Source organism: Pseudomonas sp. 210_17 TE3656 (assembly GCF_054821965.1).
On the sequence record NZ_JBTRBC010000001.1, the window covers coordinates 522,308 to 538,329 of the forward strand.

15 protein-coding genes and 1 pseudogene are annotated in these 16,022 nt (G+C 63.7%); 7 read left to right on the plus strand and 9 right to left on the minus strand.

Annotated features, from left to right (window positions below):
- Positions 1 to 45 precede the first annotated feature (45 nt).
- Positions 46 to 675: a LysE family translocator gene (locus ACVI9W_RS02455; RefSeq protein ID WP_038612452.1), complete on the minus strand. Its 630-nt coding sequence runs from the start codon at positions 673 to 675 to the stop codon at positions 46 to 48.
- Positions 676 to 818: 143 nt separating this feature from the next.
- Here ACVI9W_RS02455 and ACVI9W_RS02460 point away from each other — a divergent pair, with 143 nt between their 5' ends.
- Entirely contained in the window at positions 819 to 1,196 is a 378-nt protein-coding gene (locus ACVI9W_RS02460) for a DUF2784 domain-containing protein (protein WP_461529080.1), read from the plus strand.
- Between the two features lie 8 nt (positions 1,197 to 1,204).
- On the opposite strand, the gene tam is transcribed toward ACVI9W_RS02460, so the two are convergent.
- Entirely contained in the window at positions 1,205 to 1,969 is a 765-nt protein-coding gene (gene tam, locus ACVI9W_RS02465; protein WP_461529081.1) for a trans-aconitate 2-methyltransferase, read from the minus strand.
- A 124-nt stretch (positions 1,970 to 2,093) separates the two neighbouring features.
- Here tam and ACVI9W_RS02470 point away from each other — a divergent pair, with 124 nt between their 5' ends.
- Entirely contained in the window at positions 2,094 to 2,576 is a 483-nt protein-coding gene (locus ACVI9W_RS02470) for a GNAT family N-acetyltransferase (RefSeq protein WP_461529082.1), read from the plus strand.
- Positions 2,577 to 2,596: 20 nt separating this feature from the next.
- Here ACVI9W_RS02470 and ACVI9W_RS02475 read toward each other — a convergent pair whose 3' ends face one another.
- On the minus strand, positions 2,597 to 3,217 hold the full coding sequence (locus ACVI9W_RS02475; protein WP_038612464.1) for a TetR/AcrR family transcriptional regulator: 621 nt from the start codon (positions 3,215 to 3,217) through the stop codon (positions 2,597 to 2,599).
- A 160-nt stretch (positions 3,218 to 3,377) separates the two neighbouring features.
- On the opposite strand from ACVI9W_RS02475, the gene dkgB reads away from it, so the two are divergent.
- A complete protein-coding gene (dkgB, locus tag ACVI9W_RS02480; RefSeq protein ID WP_461529083.1) occupies positions 3,378 to 4,181 on the plus strand; it encodes a 2,5-didehydrogluconate reductase DkgB in 804 nt (267 codons plus the stop codon).
- On the opposite strand, the gene ACVI9W_RS02485 is transcribed toward dkgB, so the two are convergent.
- Positions 4,178 to 4,420 carry a DUF2790 domain-containing protein gene (locus ACVI9W_RS02485; RefSeq protein WP_038612470.1) on the minus strand — a complete coding sequence of 81 codons (243 nt, stop codon included), beginning with the start codon at positions 4,418 to 4,420 and terminating at the stop codon, positions 4,178 to 4,180. The two genes, dkgB and ACVI9W_RS02485, sit on opposite strands and share 4 nt — an antisense overlap.
- A 165-nt stretch (positions 4,421 to 4,585) precedes the next feature.
- Here ACVI9W_RS02485 and pdxR point away from each other — a divergent pair, with 165 nt between their 5' ends.
- Positions 4,586 to 6,016, plus strand: a complete 1,431-nt coding sequence (pdxR, locus tag ACVI9W_RS02490; protein ID WP_461529084.1) for a MocR-like pyridoxine biosynthesis transcription factor PdxR — start codon at positions 4,586 to 4,588, stop codon at positions 6,014 to 6,016.
- A 102-nt stretch (positions 6,017 to 6,118) separates the two neighbouring features.
- Complete coding sequence (locus tag ACVI9W_RS02495) at positions 6,119 to 6,556, plus strand: carboxymuconolactone decarboxylase family protein (protein ID WP_038612474.1); 438 nt, start codon at positions 6,119 to 6,121, stop codon at positions 6,554 to 6,556.
- A gap of 163 nt (positions 6,557 to 6,719) precedes the next feature.
- Here ACVI9W_RS02495 and ACVI9W_RS02500 read toward each other — a convergent pair whose 3' ends face one another.
- From ACVI9W_RS02500 to ACVI9W_RS02510, 3 genes are all read right to left on the minus strand, one after another.
- Positions 6,720 to 8,150, minus strand: coding sequence for a short-chain fatty acid transporter (locus ACVI9W_RS02500; protein WP_157193098.1), 1,431 nt, complete (start codon positions 8,148 to 8,150; stop codon positions 6,720 to 6,722).
- 133 nt (positions 8,151 to 8,283) lie between these two features.
- Positions 8,284 to 8,940 carry a CoA transferase subunit B gene (locus ACVI9W_RS02505; protein WP_038612478.1) on the minus strand — a complete coding sequence of 219 codons (657 nt, stop codon included), beginning with the start codon at positions 8,938 to 8,940 and terminating at the stop codon, positions 8,284 to 8,286.
- A 36-nt stretch (positions 8,941 to 8,976) separates the two neighbouring features.
- Positions 8,977 to 9,675, minus strand: a complete 699-nt coding sequence (locus ACVI9W_RS02510) for a CoA transferase subunit A (protein WP_038612479.1) — start codon at positions 9,673 to 9,675, stop codon at positions 8,977 to 8,979.
- Positions 9,676 to 9,812: 137 nt separating this feature from the next.
- Here ACVI9W_RS02510 and ACVI9W_RS02515 point away from each other — a divergent pair, with 137 nt between their 5' ends.
- Positions 9,813 to 10,718 carry a LysR family transcriptional regulator gene (locus tag ACVI9W_RS02515; RefSeq protein WP_038612481.1) on the plus strand — a complete coding sequence of 302 codons (906 nt, stop codon included), beginning with the start codon at positions 9,813 to 9,815 and terminating at the stop codon, positions 10,716 to 10,718.
- Positions 10,706 to 11,526 (plus strand): annotated as a pseudogene (locus ACVI9W_RS02520) (aldo/keto reductase). The gene ACVI9W_RS02515 and the pseudogene ACVI9W_RS02520 overlap by 13 nt, the downstream one beginning before the upstream one ends.
- Here the strand turns inward: ACVI9W_RS02520 and ACVI9W_RS02525 are convergent.
- Both ACVI9W_RS02525 and ACVI9W_RS02530 read right to left on the minus strand, forming a co-directional pair.
- A complete protein-coding gene (locus tag ACVI9W_RS02525) occupies positions 11,523 to 14,630 on the minus strand; it encodes an error-prone DNA polymerase (protein ID WP_461529085.1) in 3,108 nt (1,035 codons plus the stop codon). The pseudogene ACVI9W_RS02520 and the gene ACVI9W_RS02525 overlap by 4 nt on opposite strands.
- Complete coding sequence (locus tag ACVI9W_RS02530; RefSeq protein ID WP_461529086.1) at positions 14,606 to 16,021, minus strand: Y-family DNA polymerase; 1,416 nt, start codon at positions 16,019 to 16,021, stop codon at positions 14,606 to 14,608. Before ACVI9W_RS02530 ends, ACVI9W_RS02525 begins: the two co-directional genes overlap by 25 nt.
- Between the last annotated feature and the right edge of the window lies 1 nt (position 16,022).

Sequence of the window (16,022 nt, forward strand, 5' to 3'; positions counted from 1 at the left end):
ACAAACAACGAGGGAGGATCAGTGATCCTCCCTCGTTGTTTGTCCTCAGTGCATATCGCTGCGTCGATAGAGGCTCAAGCCCACCGCCAGCGCCGCCAGCATCCCGGCGCAGCTGCGATTGATCCATTGCAGGGTGCGCGCCGAAAAACGCCGCATGGCATGCCGGCCACCGTAGGCATAGACCGCCATCATCACCCCGTCGAGGGCGGCACTGGTGATCGCCAGCACCAGGTACTGTTCGGCCACTGGCTGGTCGGGACGAATGAACTGTGGCAGGAATGCCGAGAAGAACAGCAGCCCCTTGGGATTGGACAAGCCAACGAACAGCGCGCGCAAAAAGGCTGAACGGCCACTGGCGCCGGTATTCATCGGCACCCGCTCCAGGGCATTGCTCGGTGCATGCCAGAGCACCCAGGCCAGGTACAGCAGGTACACCGCACCGACCCATTTGACCAGGCTGAACAGTTGTTCGGAGGCCTGCAACAAGGCACCCAGGCCACAGCCAACGGCGGCGATCAGCAGCAGGTCGGAGAGCATCGCCCCGGCCATGCCGAAGCCGGCCACGCGCATGCCGTGAGTAGCGCCGTTATTGAGCGCCAGGAGCATAGCCGGGCCTGGGGTGATCATCACCGCACCGGCGGCGATGATGTAGAGCAAAAGTGTGGAAGCGTCCATGGCGGTTTCCGCAGACAGAAAGGCGCCAGCATGCCTGTTCGATGCGCTCAGGACAACGCCTGTCATCAGGCCGCGACGACCCTTGGCGGTTTGCCTTTATCATGGTGCGTACAAGGAATGTTTACCTCGAGGAAGCCTCTGCCATGCTGTACCGCCTGAGCGCCGATGGTCTGGTGCTGTTTCACCTGTTGTTCATTCTGTTCGTGCTGTTCGGCGGCTTGCTGGTGCTCAAGTGGCGCGGGGTCCTGTGGTGGCACCTGCCGGCCGTGTGCTGGGGCATCGCGGTGGAATTCTTTCACCTGTTCTGCCCGCTCACCGACTGGGAAAACCACTTGCGTCAGGCTGCGGGCCAGGCCGGTTACGAGGGCGGTTTCATCGAGCATTACATTCTGCCGGTCATCTACCCGGCGGGGCTGACGCCGGGTATTCAGGTGTTGCTGGGCTCGGTGGTGGTACTGGTCAATGTCCTGGTTTACCTGCAGGTAATCCGCCAGTGGCCGCGCCGGCAGCCCAGCCGCTGAGCCGGCCTTCAGCGCGTCGCGACAATGAACAGCCGCGGGAATGGCAACAGCACCTTGCCGTCGGCCGCTGCCGGGTAGTCTTTCTCCATGGCGTGCAGGTACTCCGTGAGGAAACCTTGCTGTTCATCGCCGTCCAGTGCCGCCAGGTACGGACGCAAGGCTGAGCCCTTGAACCACTCCACTACCGCCTGCGCCCCGCCCGTCAAAGGATGGTAATAGGTGGTACACCACACTTCGACCTGGCGGCAATGGCGGCTGAGGATGTCGTAGTACTCGGCAGCGGTATGTCGTGGCGGATGCTTGATTGCAGCGATCTTGTCAGCCCATGGGCCTTGGCTGGCGATCTCGCGGGCCCGGTGATGGGCCGGCTCGTCGAGATTGTCCGGGGTCTGGATGGCCAGGCTGCCGCCCTCGGTCAGTTGCCTGACCAGGTGCGGATACAACTCGGCATGATCGGGCAGCCACTGCAGCGAAGCGTTGGCGAGGATCACATCCACACCCTCGGGCGCGGTCCAGCTGGCAATGTCGCCCAGGGCGAAGTCGATAGTTGGCAGGCGCTGGCGTGCGGCCTGGATCATGTCCTCGGAGCTGTCGATGCCACTGACTGCTGCCGCCGGATAACGCTCGGCCAGTACCTGGGTCGAATTGCCCGGGCCGCAGCCCAGATCGACAGCCGTGCGGATGTTCTGCTGCACCAATGCCGCCACCAGGTCGCGCACCGGTCGGGTGCGCTCGTTTTCGAAGGTGCTGTACTGCGTCGCGGACCAGCTCATTGTTGAGTCCTTGTTCGTCAGTGAAAAAGTCGCAAGCAAGCATAGAATGCCCGGCACAATTCGCCTATTGCCACGCGCTTGCCATTAACATGAGCGCCAACAGTCCACCTGCCGGAAGCCAGCCATGACCTTGCACATCCGCCCTGCCCGCCGCGACGACGCGGCCCAGATTCTTGCCTTCATCACCGAGCTTGCCGACTACGAACGCGCCCGCCACGAAGTGATTGCCAGCGTCGCCGATATCGAACGCACCCTGTTCGACGACGGCGCCAAGGCCCTGAGCCTGATCTGTGAACGCGACGGACAGGCCATCGGCTACGCGGTCTACTTCTACAGTTACTCGACCTGGCTGGGACGCAACGGCATCTACCTCGAAGACCTGTACATCACCCCCGACCAACGTGGCGGGGGTGCGGGTAAACAGCTGTTGCGCCATATCGCCGTGGAGGCCTGCGAGAACGGCTGTGGCCGCCTGGAGTGGAGCGTGCTGGACTGGAACGAGCCAGCGATTCAGTTCTACCGCTCATTGGGTGCCCAGCCCCAGGACGAGTGGGTGCGCTATCGCCTTGAAGGTGACGGGCTGAAGGCATTTGCCGGCAAGAACTAACTATCCCTGTGGGAGCGGGCCTACGGCTCCAACCCGATCCCGCGCAAGATCACACTGGTCACCGTCTGCACCGCCCGCTCAAATTGCAGGTCGGTGAGCGGCTGGTGGTCATTGAGCAAGCCGACCTGATGGCTGAAATCGGCGTAGTGCTGGGTCGACGCCCAGATCATGTACAACAGCCCCGAGGGCTCCACCGCGAGGATGCGGCCATCGTCGATCCACTGGCGGATCTTCGCTTCCTTCATCTTGGCCCAGTCATACAGCGGGTCGTCGAGCGCCGCGCCGAGGTTGGGCGCGCCATGGATGATCTCGTTGGCCCAGACCTTGGAACCATAGGGGCGCGTGCGTGAATGGTTCATCTTGGCGCGGATGTAGCTGCTCAGCACGATGCGCGGATCGTCGTAAAGCTCAAAGCACAAGGCATCCTGCTTCCATACTTCAAGCAGGCCGAACAACACCGCCTGGTACAGCTCGGCTTTGGTGCTGAAGTAATAGTGCACATTGCTGCGCGGCAACTGCGCCGCCTCGGCGATGTCGGCCATGGCAGTACCGGCGTAGCCCTTCTCAGCAAAGACCTGCTCGGCGGCCAGGAGGATATTGTCGACATTGCGTTGGCGAATGCTGAGCTTGTGCTGGGTCATGACCAGATCCATTGCGACTGACGCTGCAAGGCTACCACCAGGCTCTGCCGATTCGTGCGTCGGCGGCAAAAAAGTTGTGTCGGCGCAGGGATTTTTCCTCAGGCGCGCAGTCGCAATACTGCACGCCTCATTTCAACAGCCCTTCACAAGGAGCCCTCCCATGTCCATTCCCCTGCTCGGCCTCGGTACCTTTCGCCTTAAAGACCAGGTGGTGATCGACTCGGTCAGCCAGGCCCTGGAACTCGGCTACCGGGCCATCGACACCGCGCAAATCTACGGCAACGAAGCCGAAGTCGGCAGCGCCGTTGCCGCCAGCGGCATCCCCCGCGACCAGCTGTTCCTGACCAGCAAGATCTGGATCGAAAACCTTAGCGCCGACAAGCTGATCCCCAGCCTGAAGGACAGCCTGAGCAAGCTGCGCAGCGACTACCTGGACCTGACCCTGATCCACTGGCCATCGCCCAAAGGTGCTGTTGCAGTCAGTGAGTTCATGAGCGCCTTGGCCGAAGCCCGTGACCAGGGCCTGACCCGCCAGATCGGCGTGTCCAACTTCACCATCGACCTGCTGCGCCAGGCCATCGACGTGGTCGGCAAAGACGCCATCGCCACCAACCAGATCGAACTGCACCCCTACCTGCAGAACCGCAAGCTGGTCGAGTTCATGCACAGCCAGGGCATCGTCGTGACCTCATACATGACCCTGGGTTATGGCAAGGTTCTGCAAGATCCGGTGATCCAGGCAATCGCCGGGCAATACAACGCCACCCCGGCGCAGGTTACCCTGGCCTGGGCCATGCAGCTGGGCTATGCGGTAATCCCGTCTTCGACCCGCCGCGAGAATCTCGCCAGCAACCTCAAGGCCCGCGAACTCAGGCTCAGCGATGCAGACATGGCGAAAATCGCCGCCCTCGACAGCGGCCTGCGCCTGACCAGCCCGGAAAGCCTGGCACCGGCCTGGGACTAACCTTGATCGCTGCAGGCCAGGGCTAGCTTCAGGTACTGCAGGGTGTGTTGCTGGCCGGCCGAGTCGATATAGACCATGCTGGCCTGCACCACATCGCAGAGGTCGGTTTCAGGCTCGCTCATGGCCACCACCCGAGCGATATCCAGCGGCATGCCGTAGTGATACACAGCGATTGATTCGGCGGCTTGGGCGCTGGCGGTAAGCAACAGCCCCAGGCCCAGCAGAGTTCGCAGGTACATGGCGACGCTCCTATGTGCGCAAGAGGTTCGCCGACGTGCCGGAGAACCCCGACTTCTAAAGTGTGGCGCGCCTGCGCCAAGGCGTCGGTCGAGGGGATCAACGGCAGTTTCAGGGTAAATCGGGTAATCTCGATGCCAGTCAATGGCGCACGGATTCACCCCAGCATGGAACTTCACATCAGCCTGCGAGGCAGCAAAGGTCTGGCCGAACAGCTCTACCAGCAACTGCGCGAGGGTATCGACAGCGGGCGCCTGGCCGCCGGCACGCAGTTGCCGCCAACCCGGCTGCTGGCCGAACAATTGGGCGTGTCACGCAAGACCGTGGCCGAAGCCTACTCGCGCCTGACCTACGACAACCTGCTCAGCGGCAAGGTCGGCAAGGGCACCTTCATTACCCCGGCCTCGACCCGTTTAGCGCCCGCTGGCCCCGCCATCCCCCTGGCAAGCGCCGCGACCCTGGCCAAATGGCGTTCCCGATCCAACCTGCTGGCTGACCTGGCGCCCAGTACCTTGCGCTACGACTTCATCGGCGGTGCTTCGAGCAAGGCCCAGTTCCCTTTCGATGACTGGCGCCGCTGCAACCAGTACGCGCTGCGCCAGATCCGTCGCGGCAGCGCCCGCTACGCAGCCCATCAGGGTTTGCCGGAGCTGCGCGAAGCCATCGCCCGGCATATCGCCTTCGCCCGTGGTGTACGGTGCCACAGTAGCGATGTACTGGTATGCAACGGCGCCCAGCAGGCCCTGGACCTGATCGCCCGGATCCTGATCGAACCTGGCTGCCGAGTGGCCATGGAAGATCCCGGCTACACCCCGGCACGCCAGCTGTTCCTGTCTCAGGGCGCGCAGCTGCAGTACGTGCCCGTGGATGACCAGGGCCTGTGCGTGGAGCAGATTGCCGAAGGCACCCGGCTGATCTACGTCACCCCCTCGCACCAGTTCCCGCTGGGCATGCCGATGAGCCTGGCACGTCGCCAGGCCCTGCTGGAGCGCGCCGCGGCATTGGGCGCAATCATCATCGAAGACGACTACGACAGTGAGTTCCGCTACGAAGGCCGGCCCACCGACTCACTGCAGAGCATGGACCGTCATGGCCTGGTGGCCTATGTCGGGACCTTCTCGAAAACCTTGTTGCCGGAACTGCGCCTGGGCTACGCCATCGTCCCCGAGGCGCTGCGCGAAGCCATCTGTGTTGCCAAGCAACTGACCGACTGGCACACCCCGACCCTGAACCAGTGGGCACTGGCCCGCTTTATCAGCGAAGGTGCATTGCTCAAACATATCCGCCGCGTGCATGAGGTCTATGCCGCGCGTCGCGAACGGATCCTGCAACGTTTGCAGGGCGACCTGGCGCCCTGGTTCGAGGTGATTCCGGCCACCGCCGGCTATCACCTGAGCGCCCTGACCAAGGGCGGCCTGGAGGTGGAGTTCCTGATCAACATGGCGCGCAAGGTCGAAGTCGGGCTCTACTCGCTGGCGCCCTTCTATGCCCAGGCACCGATACGTTCCGGGCTGTTGCTGGGTTTTGGCGCGATCGAACTGCTGGACATCGACCCGGCCCTCGACCGGGTGCGTGACACCTTGCAGACCCTCGGTTGATTGGCCTCCTGAGATTCGCCGCAATTGGCTATTCGAGCATCACCGCAGCGGCGCTAAGGTAGTGCCATCGCCGCCTGATGCGGAACTTACCGGAGAACAGAGATGAGCAATCGTATCGAATGGGCCAAGCACTCGCCTGAGGCCTACAAGGCAATGGTCGGCCTGGAAATGGCCCTGGGCAAGTCCGGGCTGGAAACTTCGCTGCTGGAGCTGATCCGCCTGCGCGCTTCGCAGATCAACGGCTGTGCCTACTGCGTCAACATGCACGCCAATGATGCGCGCAAGGCCGGCGAAACCGAGGCTCGCCTGCAAACCCTGAGTGTCTGGGAAGATACCGCTTTCTTCACGCCCCGTGAGCGTGCGGCCCTGGCCTGGACCGAAAGCCTGACCCGCCTGCCTGACCGCCATGCACCGGAACACCAGTACCGCGCCCTGCTTGAACACTTCAGCGAAGCCGAGGTGGCCAACCTGACCCTGGCCATCGCCACTATCAACGCCTGGAACCGTTTCGGCGTCGGCTTTGCGATGATCCCCAGTTGATCAGTCAGTGACACCTCCGTTGGGAGCAACTGTCTTGACCTGGTGCTTTGAAAGCGGCCTCTGCTGTGGGAGCTGGCTTGCCCCGCGATTGCGATCAGTCAGTCACATCGCATCGCGGGGCAAGCCCGCTCCCACAAAGACAGTTGCTCCCACCGAGCAGCACTCAGCCGGCCGGCGTCGGCATCACCGGTGGCGTGTATTGCAACGTGGTACCGAGCAGCCACAGCAGGAACAGCACCAGCGGAACATGCACCAGCAACTGCACGAAGGAGAAGCCGATCAGGTCGCGCGCCTTCAGGCCCAGCACCCCCAGCAGCGGCAGCATGTAGAACGGGTTGATCAGGTTCGGCAACGCCTCGGCGGCGTTGTAGATCTGCACTGCCCAGCCCAGGTGGTACTGCAGGTCATTGGCCACCAGCATCACGTACGGCGCTTCGATGATCCACTTGCCGCCGCCGGAAGGAATGAAGAAGCCCAACACCGCCGAGTACACGCCCATCAGCAGCGCGTAGGTGTCGTGGGTAGCGATCTGCACAAAGAAAGTCGAGATGTGATGCGCCAACGTTTGCGCATCGACCCCTTTAACCTGGGTCAGGATTGCCGCGATCGAGCCGTACAACGGGAACTGGATCAGCACCCCGGTGGTGGTCGGCACTGCGCGGGCGACTGCGTCGAGAAAATTGCGCGGGCGCCACTGCAGCAAGGCACCGAGCATGATGAACAGCAGGTTGTAGGTGTTCAGCCCGGAAATCGCGGTGATCGCAGGTTTGGTCGTGAACTCGTTGTACAACCAGCCCGCCGCCAGCGCTACCAGCAGCAGGATCAGGATCGGGCTGTATTCCAGCCACTCGCCCGGCCGGGTGCGTTGCGGCGGCGGTGGTAGCGAAAAACTAGGGTCGATGCCGCAATCTTGAGCGCTACGGGCACTGCCTGGCCCCGGTGCGGTGGCGTAAGCCACGACCAGGGAAACCAGTACCAACGCCAGGAGCATTACGCCCGACTGCCAGAGGAAAATGGTTTCGGTGAACGGGATCACGCCAGTGATGGCCAGAATCGACGGTGGCAGGCTGGCCGGGTTGGCCTGCAACTGCGCCGCCGACGAAGACAGGCCCAGGGCCCAGACGGCGCCCAGGCCCAGGTAAACGGCAGCGCCAGCGGCGCGGTAATCCATGCGCAGGTCGGTACGGCGCGCCAGGGCGCGTACCAGCAAGCCGCCAAACACCAGCGACAGGCCCCAGTTGAGCAACGACGCCAGCATCGAAATCAGCGCCACCCAGCACACCGCCGAGCGACCGTTCTTCGGGAGCCGCGCCAGGCGGTCGATCAATTTGACGGCTGGGGGAGAACTGGCGACTACATAGCCGCCGATGACCACGAAGGCCATCTGCATGGTGAACGGAATCAGGCTCCAGAAACCGTCGCCAAAGGCCTTGGCGGTATCGGTAGGCTTGCCGCCCATGGCCAGGGCGGCGACGGAGACCAGTATGACTGCCAGGGCGGCAAACACCCAGGAGTCGGGGAACCAGCGTTCAGCCCAGCTTGAGCAACGCAGGGCAAAGCGAGCGGAGCGGCTGTCTTGGATATCAGCGGCCACGTTATTTTCCTTTTATCGTTGTTTTTTTGGCATAGCGAAGACCTCATCGCGGGGCAAGCCCGCTCCCACAGGCACATCTGCACCTGTGGGAGCGGGCTTGCCCCGCGATGAGGTCCGAATGAACTACCTGAAATTAAAACGTCATCTCTTTCACATCATCCGGCACGATCAGCTTGCCAGCGGTCTTCTCGATGATTTCCTCCACCGTCACCCCCGGCGCGGTTTCGCGCAGGATGAAGGCGCCGTTTTCGATCTCCAGGTAAGCCAGGTCGGTCAGCACCTTGCGGATGCAACCAGCACCGGTCAGCGGCAGGCTGCAGCGCGGCAGCAGTTTGGACTCACCGTCCTTGGAGGCGTGGGTCATGGTGACGATGATGTTGTCGGCACCGGCCACCAGATCCATGGCGCCGCCCATGCCCTTGACCAGCTTGCCGGGGATCATCCAGGAGGCGATGTTGCCTTCCACGTCCACTTCGAAAGCGCCCAGCACCGTGAGGTCAACGTGACCGCCACGGATCATCGCGAAGGATTCGGCGGAGCTGAAAATCGACGCGCCACGGCGGGCGGTCACGGTTTGTTTGCCGGCGTTGATCATGTCGGCATCGAGCTGCGCTTCGGTCGGGAATTCGCCCATGCCCAGCAGGCCGTTTTCCGACTGCAGCATCACGTCCATATCGGCCGGGACGTAGTTGGCCACCAGGGTCGGGATGCCGATGCCGAGGTTGACGTAGTAGCCGTCCTGGAGTTCGCGGGCGACGCGCTGGGCCATTTGTTCGCGGGTAAGTGCCATGGTCAGGATCTCTTTGTTGTTCTGTTCGGGGACGGTTCAGGCTTTGAGGGTGCGTTTTTCGATACGCTTCTCGAAGGTGCCGACAATCACCCGGTCGACGTAGATACCCGGGGTATGGATCTCGGTAGGCAGCAGGACTCCCGGCTCGACGATCTCTTCGACCTCGACCACGGTAATCTTGCCGGCGGTCGCGGCCAGCGGGTTGAAGTTCTGCGCGGTGTTGCGGTACACCACGTTGCCGTAGTGGTCAGCCTTCCAGCCTTTGACGATGGCGAAATCGCCGGTGATGGCTTCTTCCATAATGTACTTGCGGCCATTGAACTCACGCACTTCCTTGCCTTCGGCAACCGGAGTGCCGTAGCCGGTGGCGGTGAAGAATGCCGGTATACCGGCGCCGCCAGCGCGCATTTTCTCGGCCAGGGTGCCTTGCGGGGTCAGTTCGACTTCCAGCTCGCCGCTGAGCAGCTGGCGTTCGAATTCGGCGTTCTCGCCGACATAGGAGGCGACCATCTTGCGAATCTGGTGGTCCTCAAGCAGCACGCCCAGGCCAAAGCCGTCGACGCCGCAGTTGTTCGAGACCACGGTCAGGCCCTTGACGCCACGGCGCTTGATCTCGTTGATGAGGTTTTCCGGGATGCCGCACAGGCCGAAACCACCGGCCAGTACCGTCATGTTGTCGGTCAGGCCTTCAAGAGCCTGTTCATAGGTTGCTACGCGCTTGTCCAGTCCGGCCATGCTGATCCGCCTTTTGTAGTTGTTGAACCGACAGGGGTGTCGGTAAGCGTTTGACGCATCTTCACCCCAACCGACTTATTTGTTAATTTTGTTTTTATGATTGTTTGATTAATTTTTCAAAAGAATAGACCACGCCGATGAACGTCAAGCAGTTGCGCGCCTTTGTCACCGTTGCCAAATACCAGAGCTTTGCCCAGGCCGGCGAGCACCTGCATCTGTCACAACCGGCCCTGAGCCTGACCATCAAGGCCCTGGAGGACAACCTCGGTGGCGCCCTGCTCAGCCGTACCACCCGCAGTGTCAGCCTGACCCCGGAGGGCGAAGTGCTGCTGCCCCTGGCCCGGCAGTTGCTGGCCGACTGGGACAACACCGAAGAACTGCTGCGCCAGCGCTTCACCCTGCAGCTGGGGCGGGTGTCGATTGCCGCCATGCCGGCCTTTGCCGGCAACCTGCTGCCGGCGGTGTTGAAGGTGTTTCGCCAGCGCTACCCGCGGGTCAATGTCACGGTGCATGACGTAATCAACGAGCAGGTGCTGGAACTGGTGCGCCATCGCCGCGTCGAGCTGGGCATCGGTATCGAGCCCGAAGCCAGCGCGCCGATGCTGTTCAAGCCGCTGTACCTGGACCGTTTCGTCGCGGTGGTGCCCACCGATTCACCTTTGGCACAGCAAGCTCAGGTCAGCTGGCGCGAGTTGCTGGCTGAAGACTTCATCGCCCTGCAGCGGCCTTCGGCCGTGCGCCTGCTGCTGGAGCAGGCCCTGGCGGCCGAGCATGGCAAGCTGGCGGTGGCCTTTGAAAGCCATCAGCTATCGACCATCGGCCGCATGGTTGCCAACGGCCTGGGCGTCAGCGCCGTACCGGCCTTGTGCATCGGCCAGATGCAGGAACTTGGCGCCCGCTGCGTGCCGCTGGTCGAGCCGATCATCGAACGACGTATTGGCGTCTCCCTGCTGGCTGACCATAAACTCTCGGCAGCAGCTCAGGCGCTGCTCGATGTATTACAAGAACAAGCCCGCCCCCAGGAGATGACATGCGTACAGTGAAGCTTGCCGACAAAGATGTTCCGACCATCGGCCAGGGTACCTGGTACATGGGCGAAGACCCGGGCCAGCGCAACCGCGAAGTGGCGGCGCTGCAGCAAGGTATCGAGCTGGGCCTGACGCTGATCGACACCGCCGAGATGTATGCCGAAGGCGGTGCTGAACACGTGGTCGGCCAGGCCATCGCCGGGCGTCGTGAGAAGGTCTTCGTGGTCAGCAAGGTTTACCCGCACAACGCCGCCGCAACGGCATCCCGGCAGCCTGCGAGCGCAGCCTCAAGCGTCTGGGCACCGACTATATCGACCTGTACCTGTTGCACTGGCGCGGCCAGTATCCGCTGGAGGAAACCGTCGAGGCCTTCGAACGCTTGCGTGAAGCGGGCAAGATCGGCCGCTGGGGCGTATCAAACTTCGACACCGACGACTTGCGCGAGCTGCACAACCCCGACTGCGCCACCAACCAGGTCCTGTACAACCCTGCCCAGCGCGGCATTGAGTTCGACCTGTTGCCCTGGAGCCACAAACGCCAGCTGCCGACCATGGCCTACTGCCCGCTGGCCCAGGCCGGGCGTTTGCTCAAGCACCCGACCCTGAGTGAGATTGCCGAACGCCATGGTGCCACCCCGGCCCAGGTCAGCCTGGCCTGGGTAACCCGTCAGGACGGTGTGATCGCCATCCCCAAGGCCGTGGACCCGGAACATGTGCGGCTGAATGCGGCGGCGGCCAGCCTGACCCTCAACAGCGAAGACCTGCGCGCTATCGACCGGGCCTTTCCGGTGCCGACGCGCAAACAGCCTCTGGCGATGCTCTAACGAAAATCCCGACTGCGCACATCCAGCCCCTGCAACAGCGGGCTGAGGTCTTCCAGTCGCTGAGCAATCAGGTGGCGCACCCCGCTTTCACACTCAAGCCGTCCGCTCACCCGTAACAATTGTGAGCCGACCAGGGCCCGGCGCTGGCGCTCGGCCAAGTCGCGCCAGACCACCACATTGACATTGCCGAACTCATCCTCAAGGGTGACGAAAGTGACGCCGCTGGCGGTCTGCGGGCGCTGGCGGCCGGTCACCAGGCCCGCCACGCTGACCTTGTCGCCATGTTCGGCGCTCTCCAGCGCCTGTGAACTGCGACAACCCAGCACGTCGAGACGGCGGCGCAACAAGGTCAGCGGATGCGGGCCCAGGGTGGTGCCGACGCTGGCATAGTCGGCGAACATATCCTCGCCGATCGACGGCTGCGGCAGGCTCACAGGCGCCTCCTCAGGGGCATCGACCCCGGCGAACAACGGCAGCTGCGCCTGTACCGCTGCCACACTCCAGCGCGCCCGGTAACGGTCGCTGGCCAGCCCGCGCAGGGCACCGGCATCGGCCAGCAGTTCACGCGCCCGGGCATCGAGTTGCGCACGCAGGCAGAGATCGCTGACATCACGCCAGGCAGCCGCGCTCCGGGCCTGTTCGATACGCCGGGCATCGTCCTGGCGAAAGCCGCGAATCTGCCGCAACCCCAGGCGAATGGCCAGCGCCTGCCCTGCCCCCGGTTCCAGGCTGCAGTCCCAATCGCTATGGCAGACATCCACCGGACGAATCTCGATGCGGTGACGACGGGCATCCTGAAGAATCTGGTCGGGACTGTAGAAGCCCATCGGCCAGCTGTTGATCAACGCACAGGCATAGATCGCCGGTTCATGGCACTTGAGCCAGCAACTGGCGTAGGTCAGCAAGGCGAAACTGGCGGCGTGGGATTCGGGAAAGCCATAACTGCCAAAGCCCTTGATCTGCTCGAAGATCCGCTCGGCGAATTCGCGGCTGTAGCCGTTGCCGAGCATGCCGCTGATCAGCCGTTCGCGGTGTGGTTCCAGGCCGCCATGACGTTTCCAGGCGGCCATGGCCCGCCGCAACTGATCGGCCTCGCCCGCCGAATAGCCGCCCGCGACCATGGCCAGCTCCATCACCTGCTCCTGGAACAGCGGCACGCCGAGGGTGCGTTTGAAGACTTTTTCCAGCGCCGGTGATGGATAAGTCACCTCTTCCAGCTTCTGGCGCCTGCGCAAGTAAGGATGGACCATGTCACCCTGGATCGGCCCGGGGCGAACGATCGCCACTTCGATCACCAGATCGTAGAAGTTCTCTGGCTTGAGCCGCGGCAGCATGGCCATCTGCGCCCGCGACTCGATCTGGAACACGCCGATGGTGTCGGCGCGGCCGATCATTTCATAAGTGGCCGTGCAATCGGCGGGGATCTGCGCCAGGCTCAGTTCACGGCCGCGATGGCGGTACAACAGGTCAAAACAACGGCGCAAGGCACTGAGCATGCCCAAGGCAAGAATATCGACCTTGAGCAGGCCGACCAGGTCGAGGTCGTCCTTGTCCCACTGGATGACCGTACGCCCCTCCATCGCGGCGTTCTCCACCGGCACCAGGGTGTCCAGCGGCTGCTCGGAAATCACGAAACCGCCCGGATGCTGGGACAGGTGGCGGGGAAAGCCGATCAATTCGCCGGTCAACGCCAGCACCCGGCGCAGCAACGGGCTGTCGGGATCGAAACCGGCTTCACGCAGTTGCTCCGGCGGCGGCAAGCGATCGCTCCAGCGTCCGCAACAGTCAGCCAGCGCGTTGATCTGCGCCACCGGCAAGCCCAGCACCCGGGCGATATCGCGCACCGCGCCGGCGGCATGGTAGGTACTGGCCACAGCAGTCAACGCCGCGCGGTGACGGCCGTAACGGTTGAACACGTACTGCAGGACTTCTTCGCGGCGCTCGTGCTCGAAATCGACATCGATATCCGGGGGCTCATCGCGCTCGCGCGACAGAAAACGCTCGAACAACAGGTGGCTGCGCATCGGGTCCAGCTCGGTGATGCCCAGCACGAAACACACCACCGAATTGGCCGCCGAGCCACGGCCCTGACAGAGAATGCCCTGGCTGCGGGCAAACTTGACGATGTCGTGAACGGTGAGGAAATAGCTCTCGTAGTTCAGCTCGGCAATCAGCTCAAGTTCGTGTTCCAGCGCCTGACGGGCTTTCTCTTCGAGACCGTTGGGCCAGCGCCAGCGCTGCCCCTGTTCGCACAAATGGCGCAACCAGGCGCTGGCCGTCTGCCCGGCGGGCACCAGCTCGCGGGGATACTGGTAGCGCAGCTGGCTCAGGTCGAAGCGGCAGCGGGCGGCAATGCGCAGGGTTTCATCGAGCAACGCCTGCGGATACAGCTCGGCCAGTTGCGACAGTGGACGCAAATGACGTTCGCCGTTGGCGAACAGGCGTTGCCCGGCCTCGGCCACGGTGCAGTGATGACGGATCGCCGTCATGCTGTCCTGCAAGGCACGCCGCCCTCGGGCATGCATGTGCACGTCGCCCGCCGCTACAGCAGGAAGTTCCAGGGACGCGGCCAGAGCCAGCAACTGTTGCAGACGCAGCCCATCGTCGGCGCCACGGTGCAGCTCGACCGCCAGCCACAGGCGCTCGGCGAAGCGCTCACGCAACCAGTGGCCGACAGCCAGGTCCTGCTCGCCTTCATCCGGCACCCACAGGGCCAACAGTCCCTCCAGCGGGGTATCGAAGTCTTCACGCAGCAGCTGGTAGGCGCCCTTCTGCGCCCGTCGCCGGCCCAAGGTGATAAGCCGGCACAGGTGCTGGTAACCGAGCAAATTTTCCGCCAATAACACCAGCTTGGGTCCATCGTGCAGGCGTACTTCACTGCCGACGATCAATGGCAGCTCCACCGCCCTCGCCGCCTGCCAGGCCCGGACGATTCCGGCCAGGGTGCACTCATCGGTGATGGCCAGGGCCTGATAGCCCTGCTGGCGGGCACGGCGGAACAACTCCTGGGCGCTGGAGGCACCGCGCTGGAAACTGAAGTTCGACAGGCAGTGCAGTTCGGCGTAAGCCACTGGCGTGCTCATGCAAACCAGCCCTGCAGCCACAACGGCCCGTCTTCACCGAGGTTGCGGTAGGCCCAGGCATACAGCCCGGTGGGGGTCTGCACCCGGTAGTAGTCACGGCGCACATCGCCACCATCCCACCAACCGGACTCGATCCGCTCGGCGCCGGTCAGCAGTTGCACGCCCACGCCCGGTAGGGCCTGGGGCTCAGCCAGCAGCCAGCCCGGACGCAGCGCTGCCGGAGCGGCCGCTGCCGGGGTGGCCGGATTATCCAGGCGCCAGGCGCACTCCGGACGATGATCGGCCTGGGCCGACAGACTATGCACCGCCGTGTCGCCCAGACGCGCGCGCAGGCGCTCGCGCAGTTGCTCCCAGGGCTGGTTCTGCTGCGGGCGTGGCTCGAACAGTTCGCGATGCTGCGGGACAAAGGCCGGCAGGTCTTCGGCCAGCAAGCGCAGGTTGCGTACCGCGGCCCTCAACTGCAGTTGCTCAAGGCGCCCACGGGCCAGCTCGAACAGCATCAGCGGGTCACGCTCGGCGGCCAGCAGACCAACAGCCACACGGGTGTCAGCGCCCTCGGCGTGCTCCAGATGCAGGGTAAAACGCTGCACGCCACTGTCACGGCCCGCCAGGAACGCAGCCAGATCGTTGATCAGACGGCGCAGCGGAAAGAGCAAGGCCTGGTGCGACTCGACATCGAAATTCAACTCCAGGCGAGCATCGAAGCGGTCCGGCGGCAGATAGAACGTCAACGCCATGGACCGCAAGCCCAGCAGACGGTCCAGATGCAGTTGCACCGCTGCGGCAAAACGCCGGGCCAGGGCCTCGCGGGGCAGCGCCATGACCTGACCGAGCCGGCGCAGGCCCATACGGGCGAAAGCGCTGGCCGCCTCCGCTGGCAAACCAACCCGTTCGATAGGTAATTGCTCAAGGGCGGCGCGGGTCTGCTCAGGACAATCGAGCGCCAGGCCATCGTGGCAGTTGGCGAGCATACGCGCGGCCACCGGGTTGCTGGCCAGGACGATGCGGTGACGAAACCCCAGGGCGCTCAGCTCCGCGCGCAAACGCGCCTCGAAGGCAGGCCAGGGGCCGAACAGGCCGAGGCTGGATTCGACTTCCAGCAACAGTACCCGCGGGTAATGCAGGCTGACCTGGGAGCTGAACTGGTAAGCCCAGGCGGCGAGCAGTTGCTGCAAGGCGTCGATAGCGGCCGGGTCATGGTCGACACAGGTGAAATTGCCCGCCAGCGCCTGGGCCGTGGTCAACGGCTGCCCGGCGCGCAGACCGAGGGCCGCCGCTGCCGGGTTGACCGCCTGCAGCAGGCGGCGCTGGGGCGGGCCACTGAGCAGCACCAGTGGCGTGTCGGGGTCGGCGCGCCCGCGCAGCACAGCGTCGAGCGCCAGCTGCGGCAGCAGGATACAGGCCCAGAGCATG